The sequence below is a fragment of the Sphingopyxis sp. 550A genome (assembly GCF_053569535.1).
This window is the reverse complement of the sequence record NZ_CM131615.1, coordinates 1,615,729-1,634,432: the sequence shown is the minus strand read 5'-3', so window position 1 is coordinate 1,634,432 and position 18,704 is coordinate 1,615,729. Positions and strand designations below refer to the sequence as shown.

The 18,704-nt window shown below is 66.2% G+C and carries 16 protein-coding genes; 6 read left to right on the top strand and 10 right to left on the bottom strand.

What is annotated here, in order from left to right; all coding sequences use genetic code 11:
• Window positions 1-65 precede the first annotated feature (65 nt).
• From ACVENA_RS07875 to plsY, 6 genes are all read right to left on the bottom strand, one after another.
• Window positions 66-1,187: an alpha/beta fold hydrolase gene (locus ACVENA_RS07875; RefSeq protein WP_449328330.1), complete on the bottom strand. Its 1,122-nt coding sequence runs from the start codon at window positions 1,185-1,187 to the stop codon at window positions 66-68.
• Window positions 1,188-1,309: 122 nt separating this feature from the next.
• Entirely contained in the window at window positions 1,310-3,850 is a 2,541-nt protein-coding gene (gene topA, locus ACVENA_RS07870; protein WP_449328329.1) for a type I DNA topoisomerase, read from the bottom strand.
• 97 nt (window positions 3,851-3,947) lie between these two features.
• Entirely contained in the window at window positions 3,948-4,940 is a 993-nt protein-coding gene (locus ACVENA_RS07865) for a hypothetical protein (RefSeq protein WP_449328328.1), read from the bottom strand.
• Window positions 4,941-5,055: 115 nt separating this feature from the next.
• Window positions 5,056-6,600, bottom strand: a complete 1,545-nt coding sequence (locus ACVENA_RS07860) for a VWA domain-containing protein (RefSeq protein WP_449328327.1) — start codon at window positions 6,598-6,600, stop codon at window positions 5,056-5,058.
• Window positions 6,601-6,715: 115 nt separating this feature from the next.
• Complete coding sequence (gene dprA, locus ACVENA_RS07855; protein WP_449328326.1) at window positions 6,716-7,801, bottom strand: DNA-processing protein DprA; 1,086 nt, start codon at window positions 7,799-7,801, stop codon at window positions 6,716-6,718.
• Window positions 7,798-8,403, bottom strand: coding sequence for a glycerol-3-phosphate 1-O-acyltransferase PlsY (gene plsY, locus ACVENA_RS07850; protein WP_449328325.1), 606 nt, complete (start codon window positions 8,401-8,403; stop codon window positions 7,798-7,800). The genes dprA and plsY overlap by 4 nt, the downstream gene beginning before the upstream one ends.
• A 272-nt stretch (window positions 8,404-8,675) precedes the next feature.
• Between plsY and murI the strand changes: the two genes are divergently transcribed.
• The 3 genes from murI (at window position 8,676) to ACVENA_RS07835 (ending at window position 11,501) form a co-directional block, all read left to right on the top strand.
• Window positions 8,676-9,482: a glutamate racemase gene (gene murI / locus ACVENA_RS07845; RefSeq protein ID WP_449328324.1), complete on the top strand. Its 807-nt coding sequence runs from the start codon at window positions 8,676-8,678 to the stop codon at window positions 9,480-9,482.
• 112 nt (window positions 9,483-9,594) lie between these two features.
• Window positions 9,595-10,815 carry a 5-aminolevulinate synthase gene (gene hemA, locus ACVENA_RS07840; protein ID WP_449328323.1) on the top strand — a complete coding sequence of 407 codons (1,221 nt, stop codon included), beginning with the start codon at window positions 9,595-9,597 and terminating at the stop codon, window positions 10,813-10,815.
• The gene (locus tag ACVENA_RS07835; protein WP_449328322.1) at window positions 10,812-11,501 is read left to right on the top strand and encodes a nitroreductase; all 690 of its coding nucleotides are present in this window, start codon (window positions 10,812-10,814) and stop codon (window positions 11,499-11,501) included. Before hemA ends, ACVENA_RS07835 begins: the two co-directional genes overlap by 4 nt.
• An 84-nt stretch (window positions 11,502-11,585) precedes the next feature.
• Here ACVENA_RS07835 and ACVENA_RS07830 read toward each other — a convergent pair whose 3' ends face one another.
• From ACVENA_RS07830 to ACVENA_RS07820, 3 genes are all read right to left on the bottom strand, one after another.
• Entirely contained in the window at window positions 11,586-12,176 is a 591-nt protein-coding gene (locus tag ACVENA_RS07830; protein WP_449328321.1) for a GNAT family N-acetyltransferase, read from the bottom strand.
• Window positions 12,177-12,361: 185 nt separating this feature from the next.
• Complete coding sequence (locus ACVENA_RS07825) at window positions 12,362-12,802, bottom strand: hypothetical protein (RefSeq protein ID WP_449328320.1); 441 nt, start codon at window positions 12,800-12,802, stop codon at window positions 12,362-12,364.
• A gap of 49 nt (window positions 12,803-12,851) precedes the next feature.
• A complete protein-coding gene (locus ACVENA_RS07820; protein WP_449328319.1) occupies window positions 12,852-13,841 on the bottom strand; it encodes a threonine ammonia-lyase in 990 nt (329 codons plus the stop codon).
• Between the two features lie 67 nt (window positions 13,842-13,908).
• Between ACVENA_RS07820 and ACVENA_RS07815 the strand changes: the two genes are divergently transcribed.
• The 3 genes from ACVENA_RS07815 (at window position 13,909) to ACVENA_RS07805 (ending at window position 16,782) form a co-directional block, all read left to right on the top strand.
• On the top strand, window positions 13,909-15,117 hold the full coding sequence (locus tag ACVENA_RS07815) for a saccharopine dehydrogenase family protein (RefSeq protein WP_449328318.1): 1,209 nt from the start codon (window positions 13,909-13,911) through the stop codon (window positions 15,115-15,117).
• 127 nt (window positions 15,118-15,244) lie between these two features.
• Complete coding sequence (locus ACVENA_RS07810; protein ID WP_257549827.1) at window positions 15,245-15,595, top strand: DMT family protein; 351 nt, start codon at window positions 15,245-15,247, stop codon at window positions 15,593-15,595.
• Between the two features lie 14 nt (window positions 15,596-15,609).
• Entirely contained in the window at window positions 15,610-16,782 is a 1,173-nt protein-coding gene (locus tag ACVENA_RS07805; protein ID WP_449328317.1) for a carboxynorspermidine decarboxylase, read from the top strand.
• Here the strand turns inward: ACVENA_RS07805 and ACVENA_RS07800 are convergent.
• On the bottom strand, window positions 16,763-18,427 hold the full coding sequence (locus tag ACVENA_RS07800; protein WP_449328316.1) for an FAD-dependent oxidoreductase: 1,665 nt from the start codon (window positions 18,425-18,427) through the stop codon (window positions 16,763-16,765). The two genes, ACVENA_RS07805 and ACVENA_RS07800, sit on opposite strands and share 20 nt — an antisense overlap.
• Window positions 18,428-18,704 lie beyond the last annotated feature (277 nt).

Below are 18,704 nucleotides of genomic sequence, written 5' to 3'. Positions count from 1 at the left end.
TCGATGGGTGTCTCGACTACGCTCGACACGAACGGGACGTTGGGTCAGATTAAAGGCTCGTCACTCTAAATCCGCCGGCAATCGTCCGGCGGCGGTTGTCCGGCGAAGCGGGCGTCGATCCAGTCGAGGGTCTCATCGGTACGCGGGCCGCGCGCACCGTCGATGTGACTGCCCCCCGGAATCTCGATCCAGCGGACGGCGGTGCGACGCTTGCACACGGCCTTCGCGAAGGCCCGCGTCACCGCCGGCGCAACCAGCGTGTCCTTGCTTCCCTGCGAGATCAGCAGCGGCCCCGGAACGCGTGCCGGGTCGACGCTGTTCGCGCGCATCGCCCTGGCGAACGGCTCCATCCGGGTCACATCTTTCTTCTGGACCGCCTGTCGCACCGCCAACATGCCGAGGATCGTACCGAGTTTCGGCTTATTATCGACATCGATACAGTTGTTTTCGGCAAGGCGGTGGATGACACCCTGCGTCGCCTTATTAGTGAAACCGTCGAGCGAATAGCCGAAGCGTTCGGACCAGCTATGCAGCGTGAAGGCGAGCAGCAGGGCACGCGCATTGGGGTCGCTCGCCTGCCGCATATTGGCGGCAAGGTCGGTCGGCGGAACGGCGGCCGCGGTGCCGATCAGCGTCAGGTCGGGAGCATAGCCGCGCGCCAAAATCGCGGTCCACAGCGCGGCATGACCGCCCTGCGATTCGCCCCAGACCGCGAAGCGCGTGCCCGCTGCCGCGCCCGGAATCGCCCGTGCCGCGCGCACCGCGTCGAGCACCGAATAGGCGGTATCGGCGCCGACCAGATAGGGATGCGGCATCGCGCTGCCGAGCCCCGGATAGTCGGGGGCCGCGACGACATAGCCGCGCCGCGCCATCGCCTCGACCATCGGGTTCGAGGCAAAGAAAGCGGGATTGTTCGACGGCGCGCATTTCTGCGCCACCCCGGAGGTGCCGTGCGCCCAGGCGATGACACGCCGCGGCTGCGCGGGCACGGCCTCACGCGGCGCGATGACCATGCCGGTCACCTCCTGCCGCTGACCGTCCTGGTTCGCGGTCCAGTAGCGAACCCGCCATGCTTGCGTGCCGGGCGGCGTCTCGACGACGGGATCGGCGGAAACGAGCGTCCCGTCCTGCTGCGCGGCGGCGGGAACCGAAAGAAGGGCGAACAAGGCGGCAAGCATAGGACGCATCGAAAAACCTCCCGATGCGGTGATGCTATCATGCTCGACCGAAAGCGTCATCCCGGCGAAGGCCGGGATCTCACCGATGCGTCATAATGCCGGGTAGAGATCCCGGCCTTCGCCGGGGTGACTCATTCCTTCTTCGCCGCAGCTTTCTTCGCCGGCGCCTTCTTGGCCGGAGTCTTTTTCTTCGGCGCCGCCTTCTTCTTGCCCTTCGCCGGCCCCTTCGCCGCGCGCGCGTCGATCAGCGCGATCGCTTCCTCTTCGGTTAGCGCGTCGGCTTCGATCGTCTTGGGCAAGGTCGCGTTGGTCGTGCCGTCGGTCACATAGGGGCCGAAGCGCCCGGCCATCAGCTTCATCTCGCCGCCGCTCGTCGGGTGCGCGCCGAACGTCTTGAGCGGTTCGACCTTGGCCCGCCCGCGCCCGCCGCCGTTCGCGGCCTCGGCGATGCGGACGACTGCGGCGTTCATTCCGATGTCGAAGATTTCGGCGGTGCCGGTCAGCTTCCCATATTTACCGTCGTGCAGCAGATAGGGGCCATAGCGCCCCAGCCCCGCGAGGATCGGCTTGCCGCTTTCGGGGTGCACCCCGACCTCGCGCGGCAGGCTGAGCAGCCGCAGCGCATAATCGAGATCGAAATCCTCCGCCGGGATGTCCTTGGGGATCGACGAACGCTTCGCCTCCTTGCCCTCGCCGAGCTGGATATAGGGGCCGAAGCGGCCGCTGCGCTTCGTCACTTCCAGCCCGCTTTCGGGGTCGGCGCCCATCGTCTCCGGCCCGGTGTCCGCCTCGCCATTGCCGCCCGGCTGCGCGAATTTGCGCGTATACTTGCATTCGGGATAATTGCTGCACGCGATGAACGGCCCGAACTTGCCGCCGCGCAGTGCGAGCCGCCCGGTGCCGCAATTGGGGCACAGACGCGGGTCGCTGCCGTCGCCCTTGTCCGGAAAGAGATAGGGACCGAGAAATTCGTCGAGCGCCGCGGTGATCTCCGACGGCTTCTGCTCCATCACCTCGCCGGTGCGCGGCTTGAAGTCGCGCCAGAAGCGTTCGAGAACCGCCTGCCACTGCGCGCGGCCGCCCGACACATCGTCGAGTTCCTCCTCGAGCCCGGCGGTGAAATCATATTCGACATAGCGGTTGAAGAAGCGTTCGAGGAACGCCGTCAACAGCCGCCCGCTCTCCTCGGGAAGAAAGCGGTTCTTCTCGACGCGCACATAGGCGCGGTCCTTGAGCACCTGAAGGATCGAGGCATAGGTCGACGGGCGCCCGATGCCGAGCTCCTCCATCTTCTTGACGAGGCTCGCTTCCGAATAGCGCGGAGGCGGCTGGGTTTCGTGGCTCTCGACCTCGACGCCGGTCTTCGCAGGTGCATCACCCTTGCTCATCGCGGGAAGCAGGCGCGCATCCTCATCCTCAGCGTCGTCGCGGCCTTCGTCATAGAGCGCGAGGAAGCCGGGGAATTTCACCACCTGCCCCGTCGCGCGCAGCACCGTCTTGCCGGTGCCGTCCGACAGGTCGACGCTGGTGCGTTCGAGCCGTGCCGACGCCATCTGGCTCGCCAGCGCGCGCTTCCAGATCAGTTCGTAAAGGCGCGCATGATCGCCGCCGCCGACCTTGTCCTTGCCGAAATCGGTCGGACGGATCGCCTCATGCGCTTCCTGCGCATTCTTCGCCTTGGTCTGATATTGCCGCGGCTTGTCGGGAACATAGCCGCCGTCGTAGCGGTCGGCGATCGCGCGGCGTGCGGCGCTGATCGCGCTGCCGTCCATCTGGACGCCGTCGGTTCGCATGTAAGTGATCGCACCGTCCTCATAGAGGTCCTGCGCGACGCGCATCGTGTGGCTGGCCGAGAAGCCGAGCTTGCGCGCGGCCTCCTGTTGCAGGGTCGAGGTGGTGAACGGCGGCGGCGGGTTGCGCGTCAGCGGCTTGGTCTCGACCGTGTCGACGGTGAAATGGCCCGCCTTGACGTCGGCTTCGGCGGCGCGCGCGTCGGCCTCGGTGCCGATCGACAGCCGCTCGATCTTGTCGCCGCGCCAGCGCGCGAGGCGCGCCTTGAAGGGCGTCCCGCTCATCTCGAACAGCCCAGTCACCGACCAATATTGCTGCGCAACAAAAGCCTCGATCTCGCGCTCGCGCTCGACGATCATGCGCAGCGTCACCGATTGGACGCGGCCCGCCGATTTCGCACCGGGCAGCTTGCGCCAGAGTACCGGCGACAAGGTGAAGCCGACGAGATAGTCGAGCGCGCGGCGCGCGCGATAGGCGTCGATCAGATCGTCATCGAGCGCGCGCGGATGCGCCATCGCATCGGTTACCGCCTGCTTGGTGATTGCGTTGAAGGTCACGCGGTCGACGGTTTGCGGCAGCGCCTTCTTGCTGCGCAGCAATTCCTGCACATGCCAGCTGATCGCCTCGCCCTCGCGATCAGGGTCAGTCGCGAGGATCAGACGGTCGGCCTGCTTTGCCGCGTCCTGAATTTCCTTCAGCCGCTTCGCCTTGTCTGGATAAAGCTGCCACTGCATCGCAAAGCCGTCGTCGGGGTCGACCGAGCCGTCCTTGGGCGGCAGATCGCGAACATGGCCATAGCTTGCCAGCACCTTGAAATCACGGCCGAGATACTTCTCGATCGTCTTCGCCTTGGCGGGCGATTCCACAATCACCAATTGCATTGAAAATTCGTTCCCCGATTACTCTCACGTACACGCGCGAGGGTGGCGGGCGCTCCGGCCCTCCGTCAAGCGGATTTAGGGAGCGCCCGCGCCGGGGTCAACGGAGAGCGCTCAGCCGCCCGAGCAGCATCTCGCTCGCAAGGCTCGCGGCCTTCGCGGCACCCTCCTCATAATTGCCGGGCTTGGCGGTGAAGGCGAACTTGCGCGTCTTGCCGAAACGGAGGCCGCCAAAGCCCATCGCCGCGGCGACGCCGCCCGCGACGTTCGCGCCCGACTGCAGCGCCTTGTCGGTGCCGCTCGACGCATCGCTCTTTTCGATGAATTCGCCTTCGACCGCGACCGGCGCCTTGACGGTGATCACCGCCTGCTTGCCGCTCGGCGCGATCAGCGTCATGCGCGAATAGTCGGCGCTGACCGACAATGCGCTGTTGACCTGCAGCCCGCCGAAGCTGAACGCGCCGGGGCGCTTTTGCTGCGAGAAATCGATCAGATAGACGACGTCGATCACCCCGACCCCGCTCTCGCGCGCATAATTGTTCAGCGCCCCGACCGCCTGTCCTGCCGCCATGTTGATTCCCATGCTGCTCATCCCGGACCCGAGGAAATCGCCGGGAACCATCAGCAGCGAGGGCAGCGCGGTCGGTTTGTAATAGGTCGCCTTGCCCTTGCTGCCCTTTTCGAGTGCGATATTGATGTCGAGTGGCACCTCCTGCGATTTCGTCTTCGCCAGCATCGCATGGCCGAACAGGTCGGCGGCGGGCTGCACCGTGTAGCCACCCGCGGTCAGTTGCGACACGAAATCGGCATAGGCGGCATCGGTGATCGCCTGCATCATTTCAGGCGTCACGCCGACCAGTTCGCTCTTTGCCTTGGTCGTGCCGCCAAAGGCGCCCATCAGCCCGCCCGACGTCGCGGTCTGGTCGGTCGATTCGAAGATGAAACCGACGTTGAAGGCGCCGATGGCGACGGCGGTGACGCCCTTCGCATTCGCCGGTCCCGAAATCTTGACCGGTTCCTGATCCTTGGCGAAGGTGATGGCGGGCTGGGCCAGCAGCGCCAGCGCGGCGGCGGCCGACAGCAATTTTCTCATGGGACATATCCTCCGACCCCTCCCCCTGTCAGCCGACCCTACCGACCGAAGCGAGAGGTTAATCGAAGCAACCCACGGCCCCCGCATCGGTCAGATACGGGGGCGAGTCAATTCCCTACCGGTTCTGCCACCGGAAATCAGCGGGCAGGATGCATTTGCCCGCGTCATATTTGCCGACGCTGCGGATGATTTCATTATCGTTCGGCTCGATGCGGCGACCGCTGATCTGGCTGTCGATCACCCGGCGGACAAGCGCGTCGAGGCGGGTGACGAGGTAGCAGTCGATCGCCGGCGGCGCGTGCGGATTGCCGACGCCGCTGTCGTCGGTTAGGAACAGGTAGCGCGACTGGGTCGCCGCCGCCATCGCTCGCATCGCATATTCGGCCTTGTCGGCGACGCCCGACGCGGCGACCGGGGTGATGTGGATGCGTTTCGCGCGCGCCGCTTCGGCCGCCGCCCATGTCTGCCCGAACAGCTCGTCGTGCGGCGGCGCGTCGGCGACGAGCAGCAGCGATTTCACCGCGTCGGGGCGCCAATCCTGCCCAACCGCACGGATCATCGCCTGATCCATCGCCTCCGGATAGTCGCCGCCGCCGTTCGCGTCCTGCTGCGCGAGTACGCCCTGCGCGCGCCCGATGTCGCGGTCGAAGGCGATGGTACGCGTGACATAATCGTCGCCGAGGTCGCGGTAGAAAACGAAACCGACACGGATGTCGAGGTCGCGATGCTTCGCGCTGATCGACGAGATGATCGAGCGCAGTTCGGATTGAAGATAGCGAATCTCGTCGCCCATGCTGCCCGTCGTGTCGATCACGAGCATCAGGTCGAGCTTCGTCGCTTTCACCGCCGCCTGGTTCGCGGTCAACCCGACCGTCTGGCCTCCCGGCGCATCGGCGACGAACACGGGCCGGGCATCCGCGATGGTGCGCCCGGCCTGTTTCGCCGACACGGTGATCCGCTCGCTCAGTCGGTCGAGGCCCGGAAAGAAGACCGCACTGCCATCGGCCTGCGTCGCCATGGTGATGCTGTTGCCGTCGCTGCACGTCACGACGACGTCGGCAAAGGGGATCGGCTGGCCGCTGCGGTCGTTCACCTTGACGGTGACGACGCGCATCGTGTCGACGCGCGGCAGATCGCGCACCTCCTGCCCCAGATCGCCGCTGCGGTTCACATAGGCGGCATAGAGTTCGGGATTGAGCAGATCGTCATGCTCGCCCGCGGTGAGAATGCCCGATTGCGGCTGTGGGCGCGGATAGGGCCCCGGCATCGGCGGCGGATAGGGGCCGGGGCGCACGACCGAGCGCTCGCTCGCGCCGACCGCCGATCCGCTGACCGCGATTTCGGATGCCGCGTCCGCAGGCGCTGCCATCACGGGCGGTGGAGGTGGCGCGGGCGGCGGCGGCGGAGGGGGCGGCGGAGGCGGCGCATCGATCTCCACCTCGGCGCGGTCCGGTTCGGCGCTTCGCGTCACATAGCGCCTGTCGTCCTGCTGCTGGCGCGGCGGCGCTTCGGCGCCAAGGCGCGGCAACGGCGCGGCGTTGCGGCAGAAGCCCTGCTGCGCATCGGCGACCCGTGCCTGCGCGATCGCCATCGGCAGCGGCGCGGGGGCAGAGGCCAGTACCGCGGCCATCGTCACGCCCGTCACATATCGGCTTCGCATCGTCTATCTCCCCGGCATGAGATACAATATCATCAACCTGTCGGCGTACCGCTGAACGGTGGCTGAACCAGGACGAGTCGTTATATTACCGGGACTTGATGGGCAGTGCGGGCGATCACAACAGCGAAATCCGCGCGCCAGCGTGTCGCTCGATCCGCCCCGCGAGCTCGAGTTCGAGCAGGACGAGCTGCACCGCGGCGGCGGGGCGGCCCGACTGCCGGATGAGCTCGTCGACCGCCACCGGCGTCGGGCCGAGCAGGCCCGCCACCGCGTCACGATCGCCCTCGCCCATCGGTTCGGCCGCAAGTGCCGGAACGAAATCGCGCCGCGGCTCGCGCGCCATCCGTGTGTCGATCGGCCCGACCGCCTCCAGCACATCGTCGACGGTCTGGATCAGCGTCGCGCCTTCGCGGATCAGCAAGTTGCAGCCCTGCGCGCGCGGATCGAGCGGCGAGCCCGGCACCGCCATCACCTCGCGCCCATAATCGCCCGCGCGGCGCGCGGTGATCAGCGATCCCGATTTCGGCGCCGCCTCGATCACCACCGTGCCGTGCGCGAGCCCGGCGATGATGCGGTTGCGTGTGGGGAAGTGCCGCGCGAGCGGCTCGGTGCCCGGCGGCTGTTCGGCGATCAGCAGATGATCACTGGCGATCTTTTCCTGCAAGGCCGCATTTTCGGGCGGAAAGGCGATGTCGATCCCGCTCGCAATCACGCCCGCCGTCGCGCCGCCGAGTGCGCCGACATGCGCCGCCGTATCGACTCCGCGCGCCAGCCCGCTGACCACGGTGACGCCGCGCGCCGCAAGGTCGGCGGCAAGCTGGCGCGCGAAGCGGCAGGCGACCGCCGAGGCGTTGCGCGCGCCGACGATCGCGACGCATGGGCGCGCGAGCATCGCGGCGTCGCCGCGCACGATCAGCACCGGCGGCGCGCCCTCGACCGCGCGCAGCAATGGCGAATAATCGGCGTCGTCGATAAAAAGATGCCGGGCGCCGAGCTCAGCGACGCGATCGCATTCGCGCTCGGCTGCCTCGGCCGAGGCGATCCGCAGCGTCGCGCGGCCGCCGCGTAGCGCCAGGTCGGGCAGCGCGTCGAGCGCCGCTTTGCCGGAGCCGAAGCGCTGCAGGAGCTGACGCCAGCTCACCGGGCCGATATTCGGCGTGCGGATCAGGCGCAGCCGCGCGATCCGCTCGGCGTGGGTCATGCGTCCTTCTTTCCGCCGATCCGCGGCTCGGTCCCCGCGCGCAGCCGCGCGATATTCTCGCGGTGCCGCCACAGCACCACGACCGCGAGCGCCGCAAGCCCGATCGCATAGCTGCGCTGCCCGAGCGCGAGCGCGAGCGCGGCAATCGGCGCCGCGACCGCCCCCGCCATCCCGCCGAGCGACGAGATGCGGCTGAGCAGCGCCGTGCCCAGCCAGACGAGCGCGAAGATCACCCCGATCGGCCATGCGAGCGCGAGCGACAGCCCGAGCAGGGTCGCGACCCCCTTGCCGCCGCGAAATTTCAGCCACACCGGATAGCAATGGCCGATCATCGCCGCCGCGCCCGCAATCATCGCAGCGTCGGCGCCGAGTTCGGGCACGAAATGCCGCGCGAGCAGTACCGCGACCGCGCCCTTCGCGCCGTCGAGGATCAAGGTCGCGGCCGCAAGCCCCTTACGCCCGGTCCGCAGCACATTGGTCGCGCCGATATTGCCCGACCCGATTTGCCTGAGGTCGCCCGCGCCGAACAGCCGCGTCAGGATAACGCCGAACGGGATCGATCCGAGCAGATAGCCCCCGAGGACCAGCAAAACTATCGTCATGAAACCCCCTGCTCCGTTCGGGCGCAGTGTGGCGATGTTGGGCGACGCAATCAACGGGTTCGAGACGGATGATCGCCAGAATGGCGACAAATCTTCAGACCTTCTTCGTCATGCTGAACTCGTTTCGGCATCCATGGTCTGCCCTCTCGCCCTGCGCTGCGCTGCGCCGAAGGAAACGACAGGCCATGGACCCTGAAACAAGTTCAGGGTGACGAAGCATGACAAGTCCATCATTGATTGAGACGCACGCGCGCGCCTGCTAACCGGCGCGAATGACCGAACCTGCCGCGCACGCCCCCATCCTCTTCTTCGACAGCGGCCTCGGCGGCCTCACCGTCCTCGGCCCGACGCGCGCACTGCTGCCGACCGCGCCGATCGTCTATGCCGCCGACTATGCCGGCCTGCCCTATGGCGAAAAAAGCGACGCAGAACTCGCGGCGCGCGTTCCCGCGCTGCTCGGGCGGCTCGTCGAGCGTTATCAGCCGCGACTTGCAGTGATCGCGTGCAACACCGCCTCCACCATCGCCCTCGCGCACGTCCGCGCCGCGCTCGACCTGCCGATCGTCGGCACCGTCCCCGCGATCAAGCCCGCCGCCGAAATGACGCAAAGCGGCGTGATCGGCGTCCTCGGCACCGAGGCGACGGTGCGCCAGCCCTATGTCGACGACCTCAGCGCGAAGTTCGCGGGGCGCAAGATCGTGCTCCGCCACGGCAGCCCCGCGCTCGTCGCCGCGGCCGAAAACAAGCTGAACGGGCGCGAGGTCGATGCGGCCGCCGCCGAACGCGCCATCGCGGGCCTTCGCAGCCAGCCCGGCGGCGAGGCGGTGGACGTGATCGTCCTCGCCTGCACCCATTTCCCGCTGCTGTCGGCCGAATTGCAGGCGGCGGCGGGGCCGGACGTGCGGCTGATCGACGGATCGGCGGGCATCGCGCGGCGCATCGCGCACCTCACCGAAGGCCAGCCCTGGCCCGCCGCGGCCGCGCCCGGCATCGCGGTCTTCACGCGCAGCGACACCAATCCGCCGCCGCCGCTCGCCGCGCTCGCGCCCTATGGCATCGGCCGCATTGAGACAATTTGACCTATCTGCTGCGAATCGTTCGCACTGGCTTTCGCGGTTTTTCGGCGGTATTGCGTCCCCCACTGCGTCGCCGGAGGGAGCGGCGCCAAAAGCCAATATGCGGGGCTGAGACGTGAACTATAACGACATTTTCGCACGCGCGATCGACCGGCTGCACGAAGAGGGACGCTACCGCGTCTTCATCGACATCCTGCGCAACAAGGGCTCCTATCCGAACGCGCGCTGCTTCGCGGGGCACAACGGGCCGAAGCCGATCACCGTCTGGTGCTCGAACGACTATCTGTCGATGGGCCAGCACCCCAAGGTCGTCGCCGCGATGGAAGAGGCGCTGCACGACGTCGGCGCGGGCGCCGGCGGCACACGCAACATCGCGGGCAACACCCATTATCACATCGACCTCGAGGCCGAACTTGCCGACCTGCACGGCAAGGAGGGCGCGCTGCTCTTCACCTCGGGCTATATCTCGAACGAAGCAACGCTCGGCACGCTCGGCAAGCTGCTGCCCGGCTGCATCATCTATTCGGACGAGCTCAACCACGCCTCGATGATCGCGGGCATCCGCAATTCGGGCTGCGAAAAGCGCGTGTGGCGCCACAACGACCTCGACCATCTGGAAGAACTGCTCGCCGCCGACGATCCGCAGGCGGCAAAGGTGATCGCCTTCGAGAGCGTCTATTCGATGGACGGCGACATCGCGCCGATCCACGCGATCTGCGATCTTGCCGAGAAATATAACGCGCTGACCTATTGCGACGAGGTTCATGCCGTCGGCATGTACGGCCCACGCGGCGGCGGCATCACCGACCGCGACGAGGCGGCGCACCGCGTCGACATCATCGAGGGAACGCTCGGCAAGGCGTTCGGCGTGATGGGCGGCTATATCGCCGCCGACAAGAATATCATCGACGTGATCCGCAGCTATGCGCCCGGCTTCATCTTCACGACCAGCCTGTCGCCGGTGCTCGTCGCGGGCGTGCTCGCCAGCGTACGGCATCTCAAGCAGTCGAGCGTCGAGCGCGACGCGCAGCAGGCCGCCGCCGCCTATCTCAAGCAGAGCTTCCGCGACGCCGGCCTGCCGGTGATGGATTCGACAACCCACATCGTCCCGCTGATGGTCGGCGATCCGGTGCGCGCGAAGAAGATCAGCGACATTTTGCTCGCCGAATACGGCGTCTACGTCCAGCCGATCAATTTCCCGACGGTGCCGCGCGGTACCGAACGCCTGCGCTTCACCCCCGGCCCGACGCACGACGAGGCGATGATGCGCGAGCTCACCGAAGCGCTGGTCGAGATCTGGGACCGGCTCGAGCTGGAGCTTCAGAAGGCGGCGTGAGCGAGGCACCGCGTTACGACGAGGTCGTTCTGGGGCGCCGCTCGATCCGCGGCTTCCTCGACAAGCCCGTTCCGAAGGAGCTGATCGCCGAGGTGATCGGGGTCGCGATGCGCGCGCCCTCCTCCTTCAACAACCAGTGCTGGAATTTCTCGGTCGTCACCGGGGCGCCGCTGGAGGCGATCCGCAAGGGCAACACCGAAGGCATATTGGCGGGCAAGCCCGACAGCCGCGAGTTCCGCCGCTTCGACGGCATCGCCGACGACCATCGCGCGCGGCAGATCGAGATCGCGAAGCAATTGTTCGGCGCGATGGGCATCGCACGCGACGACAAGGGCGCGCGGCAGGACTGGGTGCTGCGCGGTTTCCGCCAGTTCGACGCTCCGGTCAGCATCGTCGTCACCTATGACCGCGTCCTCCTCGGCGGCGACATCGCGCCGTTCGACTGCGGCGCGGTGACCAACGCGCTCGTCAACGCCGCCTGGTCGCGCGGGCTCGGCTGCGTGATCAACAGCCAGGGCATCATGCAAAGCCCCGTCGTGCGCGAACAGGCCCGCATTCCCGACGATCAGGTGATCATGATCTGCGTCGCAATGGGCTGGCCCGACGAGACGTTTCCGGCCAACGCGGTGGTGTCGAACCGCAAGCCGGTGGAGGATGCCGTGCGCTTCGTGGGGTTCGGCGATTAGGGCGGATCGGGTTCGCTGAAACGCTGGCTCCCCTTCTCGTCATCCCGGCGAAGGCCGGGATGACGATTTCATCAGGATTATATTTCAAAGCGCCGGGCGCATCATTCCCCAGAAATGCGGCCCGCCGCCTGGCGCATCCCATTCGACTTGCGCCACGAACCCCAGCCGTTCGTAGAGCGGCACGTTCGCGGGCGTCGCGGTCTCCAGCCAGCACGGCAGGCCTTCGCTGTCGGCCGCGTCCGTCTGCGCTCGGATGATCCGCCCGCCATGCCCCTTGCCCTGATGCTCGGGCCGCACCCCGACATAGTGGAGATACCAGAACCGCCCTTTGGGCCGGTGCGCATCGATCCCGCCCTGCACCTTCAGCCCGCGCGGCAAGGCGGTGCCGAAGGTCGCGACCAGCGGCACGACGGTGCGGAGAAATTCGAGCGTGCCACTGTGAGCCTGCCCCGGCGCCCGCCACAGCGATGCCGCCTCATCGCCCTCAGACCGTAGCGCGATACCGGCGCGCCGGTCGGCGGGCACCAGCACGCGGAACAAGCCTCGCAACGCGCGCGCGCGATGGTCCGGGTCGGGCAATATCCACGACAGCGTGGGATCGGTCTGGAACGCCTGTGCCAACGTCTCGATCAGCGCCGATTGATGGGCGTCTTCCGCCTTTGTGATGCCGCTCATGCCCTTTCCCCCCTCGTCATTCTCGCTCCCCCGTTCGTCATTCCCGCGAAAGCGGGAATCCAGCTTTTCCTTCTTCGCGCCTTTGCGTGAGATTTTCAAAAGACTCACGCAAAGGCGCAAAGGCGCGAAGAATTAAGGGAGAAAGAAGCTGGATTCCCGCTTTCGCGGGAATGACGAATTGTCGGCTAGTCCCGGCAATATCCCTCGCCGGGCTTGACGATCAGGCAGTCCTTCTTGCCCGCCAGATATTTGAGTCCCGTCTCGTCGCCGCTGCCACGGCGGAGCGACAGGTCTTCACTACCGCGCTTGAACTTGATGCCATGCTCGCTGTCTTCGCCGTCATAGCTGCCCTTGGTATCGAGGTCCGACTGCATCTCCAGCTTGTATTTTCCGGGCTCGGCGGTCGTGATGGTCGCATACATGCCCTCGACCCCGGTCCATTTGCCCGCCCAGCTCGCAAAGCGATGCGACGCAGTCGCCGAATCGTCGGGTGCGGTCTCGTCGGGAACCGTTTCGACAGGAACTTCGGTCGTGCTCGTCTGCGCCGGGGCCGGTGCTTCGGCTTTTTCGCACCCGGTCAGCAGCGCCAGCGCCGCGGCGCCTACCAGGATCATGCTCTTGTGCATCTCGCGTCTCCTTATCCCCGTCAAACACGCCCCACCCTCGATAAGTTTCCTATCCAGCGATGATCTCGGCAAACTTCCGCGGATCGACATTGCCCCCCGACAGCGTGACCAGCGTCGCATCGGTGGGCTCTACCTTCCCTGCGAGGACCGCTGCCAGCGCCGCCGCGCCGCCGGGTTCGACGACGAGGTGCAACCGCTCGAAGGCCAGCCGCATCGCGTTGCGCACCTCGTCGCGCGTCACGACGATCCCACGCACGCCCCGCGCGCGCAGCACCGCGAAATTGATCGGCCAGGTCTCGGGCGTCTGCAACGCATCGCATTCGGTCGGCCAGGCCATATCCTCGACCGACAGGATTTGCCCCGCCGCCAGGCTGCGCGTCACATCGTCCCAACCCTCGGGCTCGACCGCAACGATCGCGGCGTCGGGGCAGGCGAGCGCCAGCCCCGCCGACAAGCCCCCGCCGCCACAGCACGCGACCACCAGATCGGGCTCGCCCAGCCCGCGCGCCGCCATCTGCGCGCGCGCCTCGATCCCGGCGCTCCCCTGTCCCTCGATGATCCAGGGATCGCCATAGGCGTGAACCAGCGTCCCGCCGCACTCTTCGATCAGCCGCGCGGCGACCGCGTCGCGCGATTCGGTGACGCGGTCGTACAGCACCACCTCGGCCCCGAGCGCGCGTGTCGCGGCGAGCTTCATCGACGGCGCGTCGCGCGGCATCACGATCGTTGCCTTGATACCCAGCCGCTTCGCCGCCCAGGCGACGCCCTGCGCATGGTTGCCACTCGACACGCCGACCACGCCTCGGTTCGCCTGTTCGGGCGTCAGGTCGGTCAGCCGGTGCCACGCGCCGCGGATCTTGAAGGCGCCGACCGGCTGCAGGCATTCGGCCTTGCACCAGATCGTCCGGCCATCGACCTCGAGCGGCAGCAGCGGCGTTTGCGGCAGGATGGCAGCGACTTTCGCCACCGCGCGTTCGACACCCGCGAGCGTAGGGGCACGCGCCGGGTCGAGCAGGGCTTCGGGGCTTTGTTCTGTCATGGCTTCGTCCTATAGGGCCGCTCATAGATCACAAGCGGCGCAGGTCCGCGACAGGAGATTTTTCACGATGAGCAAGATATTGGTGATCGGCGCAGGCGGCGTCGGTTCGGTCGCGGTGCACAAGATGGCGATGAATGCCGACATCTTCCCCGACATCACGCTCGCGAGCCGCCGCAAGTTCAAGTGCGATGCGATCGCCGCGTCGGTCAAGGAACGCACCGGCGTCACGATCCGCACCGCCGAGGTCGACGCCGACCATATCGACGCGACCGCCGCGCTGATCCGCGAAATCGGCGCGACGCATGTCGTCAACCTTGCACTCCCCTATCAGGACCTCACCATCATGGAGGCGTGCCTGTCGACCGGGGCCCATTATCTCGACACTGCCAATTACGAGCCGCGCGACGAGGCGAAGTTTGAATATCACTGGCAATGGGCCTATCAGGACCGCTTCAAGGAGGCGGGATTGATGGCGCTGCTCGGCTCGGGCTTCGATCCCGGCGTCACCAGCGTCTTCACCACCTGGCTCCGCAAGCATCATTTCGACCGCATCGACACGCTCGACATCCTCGATTGCAACGGCGGCGATCACGGCCAGCATTTCGCGACCAACTTCAATCCCGAGATCAACATCCGCGAAGTGACCGCGGTCGCGCGCCACTGGGAGAATGGCGACTGGGTCGAAACCCCGCCGATGTCGGTGAAGCAGAGCTTCGACTTCGAGGCGGTCGGGCCGAAAAACATGTACCTCATGTACCATGAGGAAATCGAAAGCCTGAAGACCCACCTGCCCGAGATTCGGCGCATCCGTTTCTGGATGACCTTCGGCGATGCCTATATCCAGCATCTGACCGTGCTCCAGAACGTCGGCATGACGCGGATCGACCCGGTGATCTATGAAGGCAGGGAGATCATCCCGCTGCAGTTTCTGAAAGCGGTGCTCCCCGAACCGTCAAGTCTCGGCGAGACGACCAAGGGCAAGACCAACATCGGCGTTATCGCCACTGGCCTCGGGAAGGACGGCAAGGAAAAGACGCTCTACCTCTACAATATCTGCGACCATGAAGAGGCCTATGCCGAAACGGGCAATCAGGCGGTGAGCTATACCACCGGCGTTCCCGCGATGATCGGCGCCGCGATGATGGTCACCGGCACCTGGTCGGGCAAGGGCGTGTTCAACATGGAGCAGATGGACCCCGATCCCTTCATGGACATGCTGAACAGGCACGGCCTGCCGTGGCAGGTGAAGGAACTGGACGGTCCGCTGGATTTCTAACTCATACGCTAACCCTTGTTCCGTTTGTGCCGAGCTTGTCGAAGCACCGTTCTTTTTTCAACGCCGCCAAGAAGAACGGCCCTTCGACAAGCTCAGGGCGAACGGCAATTGGCGGCGGAGCCACGATATGACCGCCTATCTCGCCCCCATCGCCCTGCTCTGTCTCTCGAACATCTTCATGACCTTCGCCTGGTACGGCCATCTCGGGGATCTTTCACGCCCGACCTGGCTCGCGATCGTGATGGCGTGGGGCATCGCCTTCTTCGAATATTGCCTCGCCGTCCCGGCGAACCGCATCGGCCACGGCGTCTACACCACCGCCGAACTCAAGACCTTGCAAGAGGTGATCACCCTGATCATATTCGCGGGGTTCGCGGTCTTCTGGCTCGGGGAGAAGCTGACCGCGAATCATCTCGTCGGCTTCGCACTGATAGCGGCGGGGGCGTTCTTCATCTTCAAGGGGCCGATTGCGGCCTGAGGTAGTATAGCGACATGGAAACCCGTGCCGGCGATCCCGGAGCCTTTGCCCGCTTCGATCTGACCCGCGTCCCCTCGCCCACCTTCGTCGTCGATGCGGCCAAAGTGCGCGCCAATCTGGCGGTGCTGCGCCACATCGGCGACCAGTCGGGCGCGCGCGTGCTCGCGGCGCTCAAGGCCTTTTCGATGTGGTCGCTGGGGCCGGTCGTGGCTGACTATCTCGACGGCGTCTGCGCGTCGGGTCTTTACGAAGCGAAGCTCGGGCGCGAGGAATATGGCGGAGAAGTCGCGACTTATTGCGCGGGCTACAAGGAAACCGATCTGCCCGAAATCGCGGCGCTCTCCGATCACCTGATCTTCAACTCGCCGGGCCAGATCGCGCGCTTTCGCCCATTACTCGATGAACTGCGAGCAAAAGGCGAACGCTTCGACATCGGTCTGCGCATCAACCCGATGCACAGCGAAGGCGAGACTCCCAAATACGACCCCGCGGCGCCGTGCAGCCGCCTCGGCTTCCCGGTTACCCAATTGCTCCCCGAGCATATGGAGGGCGTCGATGGCGTGCATATGCACAGCCTCTGCGAACAGGATTTTCCGCCGCTCCAGCGCACATGGAACGCGGTGCAGCCGATGCTGCGCCCCTTCTTCGGCCAACTCCAGTGGATCAACTTCGGCGGCGGCCACCACGTCACCCGCGCCGATTATCAGGTCGATGACCTGATCGCCTTCCTCAAGCAGGTACGCGCCGCGACCGATTGCGACGTGATGATCGAGCCCGGCGAGGCGGTCGCGCTCGATGCGGGCATCCTTGTCGGCGAAATTCTCGACCTGTTCGACAACGGGATGCCGATCGGCATCACCGACATTTCGGCGACCTGCCACATGCCCGACGTGATCGAGGCGCCCTATCGCCCCGCCATGCTGAACGAAGGCAGCGAGGGCATGGCGACGCGCCTCGGCGGCCCTTCGTGCCTCGCGGGCGACGTGATCGGCGATTACCGCCTGCCCGGCGGCGCCCGCATCGGCCAGCGCTTCGCTTTCCTCGATCAGGCGCATTATTCGATGGTCAAGACGAACAGCTTCAACGGCGTGCCGCTGCCGTCGATCTGGCTGTGGGACAGCGAGACCGACGAACTGAAGCTGGTCCGTGAGTTCGGCTATGAGGATTTCAGGACGCGCCTGAGTTGACCCCGATTTCCGCCAATGCCTGGTGGATGTCGCTGACCACAACCGACCCCTCGCCCACCGACGAGGCGACGCGCTTCACCGACCCCTTGCGCACGTCGCCGACGGCGTAGATGCGCGGCCAGCTCGTCTCGTAGCGGCTCGGCATCCGGTCGAGCGACCAGCCCGCCTTAACCAGTTCGAGCGGCGCGATGTCGGCTCCGGTCTTCACGAAACCGCGCTCGTCGCACACCATTTCGCGCGGCAACCAGCGCGTGTTCGGGCTCGCCCCGATGAACAGGAACAGGAAGCCGCAGTCGCACCGCCCTTCGGCGCCGGTCTCGCGGCAGCGATAGGTCAGACCGCCCAGCCGCTCCTCGCCGTGCAGAGCGACGACGTCGGTCGACGCGATGATCTCGATATTCGGATGTTCTTCCAGCCGCTTGACCAGATATTCGGACATGGTGTCGCGCAGGCTCGCGCGGCGGAACACGACCCGGACTTTCTTCGCCACACTCGCAAGATAGATCGCGCCTTGCCCCGCCGAATTGCCGGCGCCGACCACGGTCACTTCGGCATCGCTGCAAAGCTGGGCTTCCATCGGCGTCGCGCCATAGAAGATGCCGCGTCCCTCAAAGGCCTCGATCCCATCGATCGGCAGCCGCTGATATTGCGCGCCCGATGCGATCACGACCGCGCGAGAGCGCAGCCGCCGTCCGTCGGCGAGGCTGAGGCAATAGGCGTCGCCGTCGCGGTCGAGCGCGCCCGCACGCACCGGCGCGACGATGCGGGCCCCGAATTTCTGTGCCTGCACCGTGGCGCGGCGCGCCAGTTCGTTGCCCGATATACCGGTCGGGAAGCCCAGATAATTCTCGATCTTCGAAGACGTGCCGGCTTGTCCGCCCGGTGCGAGCGAATCGATCGCGATCACCGTCAGCCCTTCCGACGCCGCATAAACTGCCGCGGCAAGCCCGCTGGGGCCGCTGCCGACCACGATGACGTCGGCGGTTGCGCCATCGGGAAGCAGATCGAGGCCCAGCGCCTGGGCGAGCTGTTCGGGCGTTGGCTGGATCAGCACATCGGCAGCGCCGAGAATGACCGCGGGCAATTGTTCTTCGGCCAAGCCGCGCTCGGCCAACAGATGTGCCGCCACCGGCCCATCCGCCGGATCGAACCAGCGGTGCGCGACCCCATGCTTGGCGAGCAGGTCGCGCGCAGCATAGACGCCGCGGTCCATCGCCGCGCCGATCACGATGACCGCCGCGAAGCCGCGGTGGTTGCTGAACTCGCGCCGCGCCGACAGCACACGCACGAAAATGTCCGAATAGTGCGAATTTCCGGCGATCAGGCGCTGAAAATCGGCGTGCGCGATGCGCAATATCTCGCCATCCTGACCCATCTCGACCCGCGATAAATGCCGCTGTCCCGTCAGCACCGACAGATCGCCCGCGAACTGTCCGCGCTCCATCCAGCCGACGCGCTTCCGCCCTTCGTCGGTCGATGCAAAAATGTCGGTATGCCCCGATAAGGTGACGATGCAATCGGGCGCCATTGCGCCCTCCTCGACGATCGGCTCGCCCGCGCGATGCGATTCGACTGCGCCGAAGGCTTTCAGTTCGTCGAGTTCGACGTCCGTGAAAGTGTGATTCACCTCGGCGCGGGAAACCATGGGCGCATATCCTCTTTCCTCGTCATCCCGGCAAAGGCCGGAACCTCGACGCCGCGCCATTCCCCAGGGACGATACCCCGCCTTTCGTCGGGACAGCGTCTCAAGATGGCATGATGCTTCATTCTAACGAGGCGACCCGCGCTTGTCTCTTCCCCCTTCGGCGCAACCCAGCCCCGTTTCGGCGCTTGCGTCATTCCCGCGTTACAAAATTGCGCGATAGGGTCTTTACAGGGGGACCCCCCCTGCATATATCGCCCTCCGCTGCCCCAGGGGGACT

What these genes read in the sequence shown, in the direction of transcription:
- ACVENA_RS07875 (WP_449328330.1), bottom strand. Translation starts at nt 1,187, where the DNA reads ATGCGTCCTATGCTTGCCGCCTTGTTCGCCCTTCTTTCGGTTCCCGCC.
- topA (WP_449328329.1), bottom strand. Translation starts at nt 3,850, where the DNA reads ATGCAATTGGTGATTGTGGAATCGCCCGCCAAGGCGAAGACGATCGAG.
- ACVENA_RS07865 (WP_449328328.1), bottom strand. Translation starts at nt 4,940, where the DNA reads ATGAGAAAATTGCTGTCGGCCGCCGCCGCGCTGGCGCTGCTGGCCCAG.
- ACVENA_RS07860 (WP_449328327.1), bottom strand. Translation starts at nt 6,600, where the DNA reads ATGCGAAGCCGATATGTGACGGGCGTGACGATGGCCGCGGTACTGGCC.
- dprA (WP_449328326.1), bottom strand. Translation starts at nt 7,801, where the DNA reads ATGACCCACGCCGAGCGGATCGCGCGGCTGCGCCTGATCCGCACGCCG.
- plsY (WP_449328325.1), bottom strand. Translation starts at nt 8,403, where the DNA reads ATGACGATAGTTTTGCTGGTCCTCGGGGGCTATCTGCTCGGATCGATC.
- murI (WP_449328324.1), top strand. Translation starts at nt 8,676, where the DNA reads ATGACCGAACCTGCCGCGCACGCCCCCATCCTCTTCTTCGACAGCGGC.
- ACVENA_RS07830 (WP_449328321.1), bottom strand. Translation starts at nt 12,176, where the DNA reads ATGAGCGGCATCACAAAGGCGGAAGACGCCCATCAATCGGCGCTGATC.
- ACVENA_RS07825 (WP_449328320.1), bottom strand. Translation starts at nt 12,802, where the DNA reads ATGCACAAGAGCATGATCCTGGTAGGCGCCGCGGCGCTGGCGCTGCTG.
- ACVENA_RS07820 (WP_449328319.1), bottom strand. Translation starts at nt 13,841, where the DNA reads ATGACAGAACAAAGCCCCGAAGCCCTGCTCGACCCGGCGCGTGCCCCT.
- ACVENA_RS07815 (WP_449328318.1), top strand. Translation starts at nt 13,909, where the DNA reads ATGAGCAAGATATTGGTGATCGGCGCAGGCGGCGTCGGTTCGGTCGCG.
- ACVENA_RS07810 (WP_257549827.1), top strand. Translation starts at nt 15,245, where the DNA reads ATGACCGCCTATCTCGCCCCCATCGCCCTGCTCTGTCTCTCGAACATC.
- ACVENA_RS07805 (WP_449328317.1), top strand. Translation starts at nt 15,610, where the DNA reads ATGGAAACCCGTGCCGGCGATCCCGGAGCCTTTGCCCGCTTCGATCTG.
- ACVENA_RS07800 (WP_449328316.1), bottom strand. Translation starts at nt 18,427, where the DNA reads ATGGTTTCCCGCGCCGAGGTGAATCACACTTTCACGGACGTCGAACTC.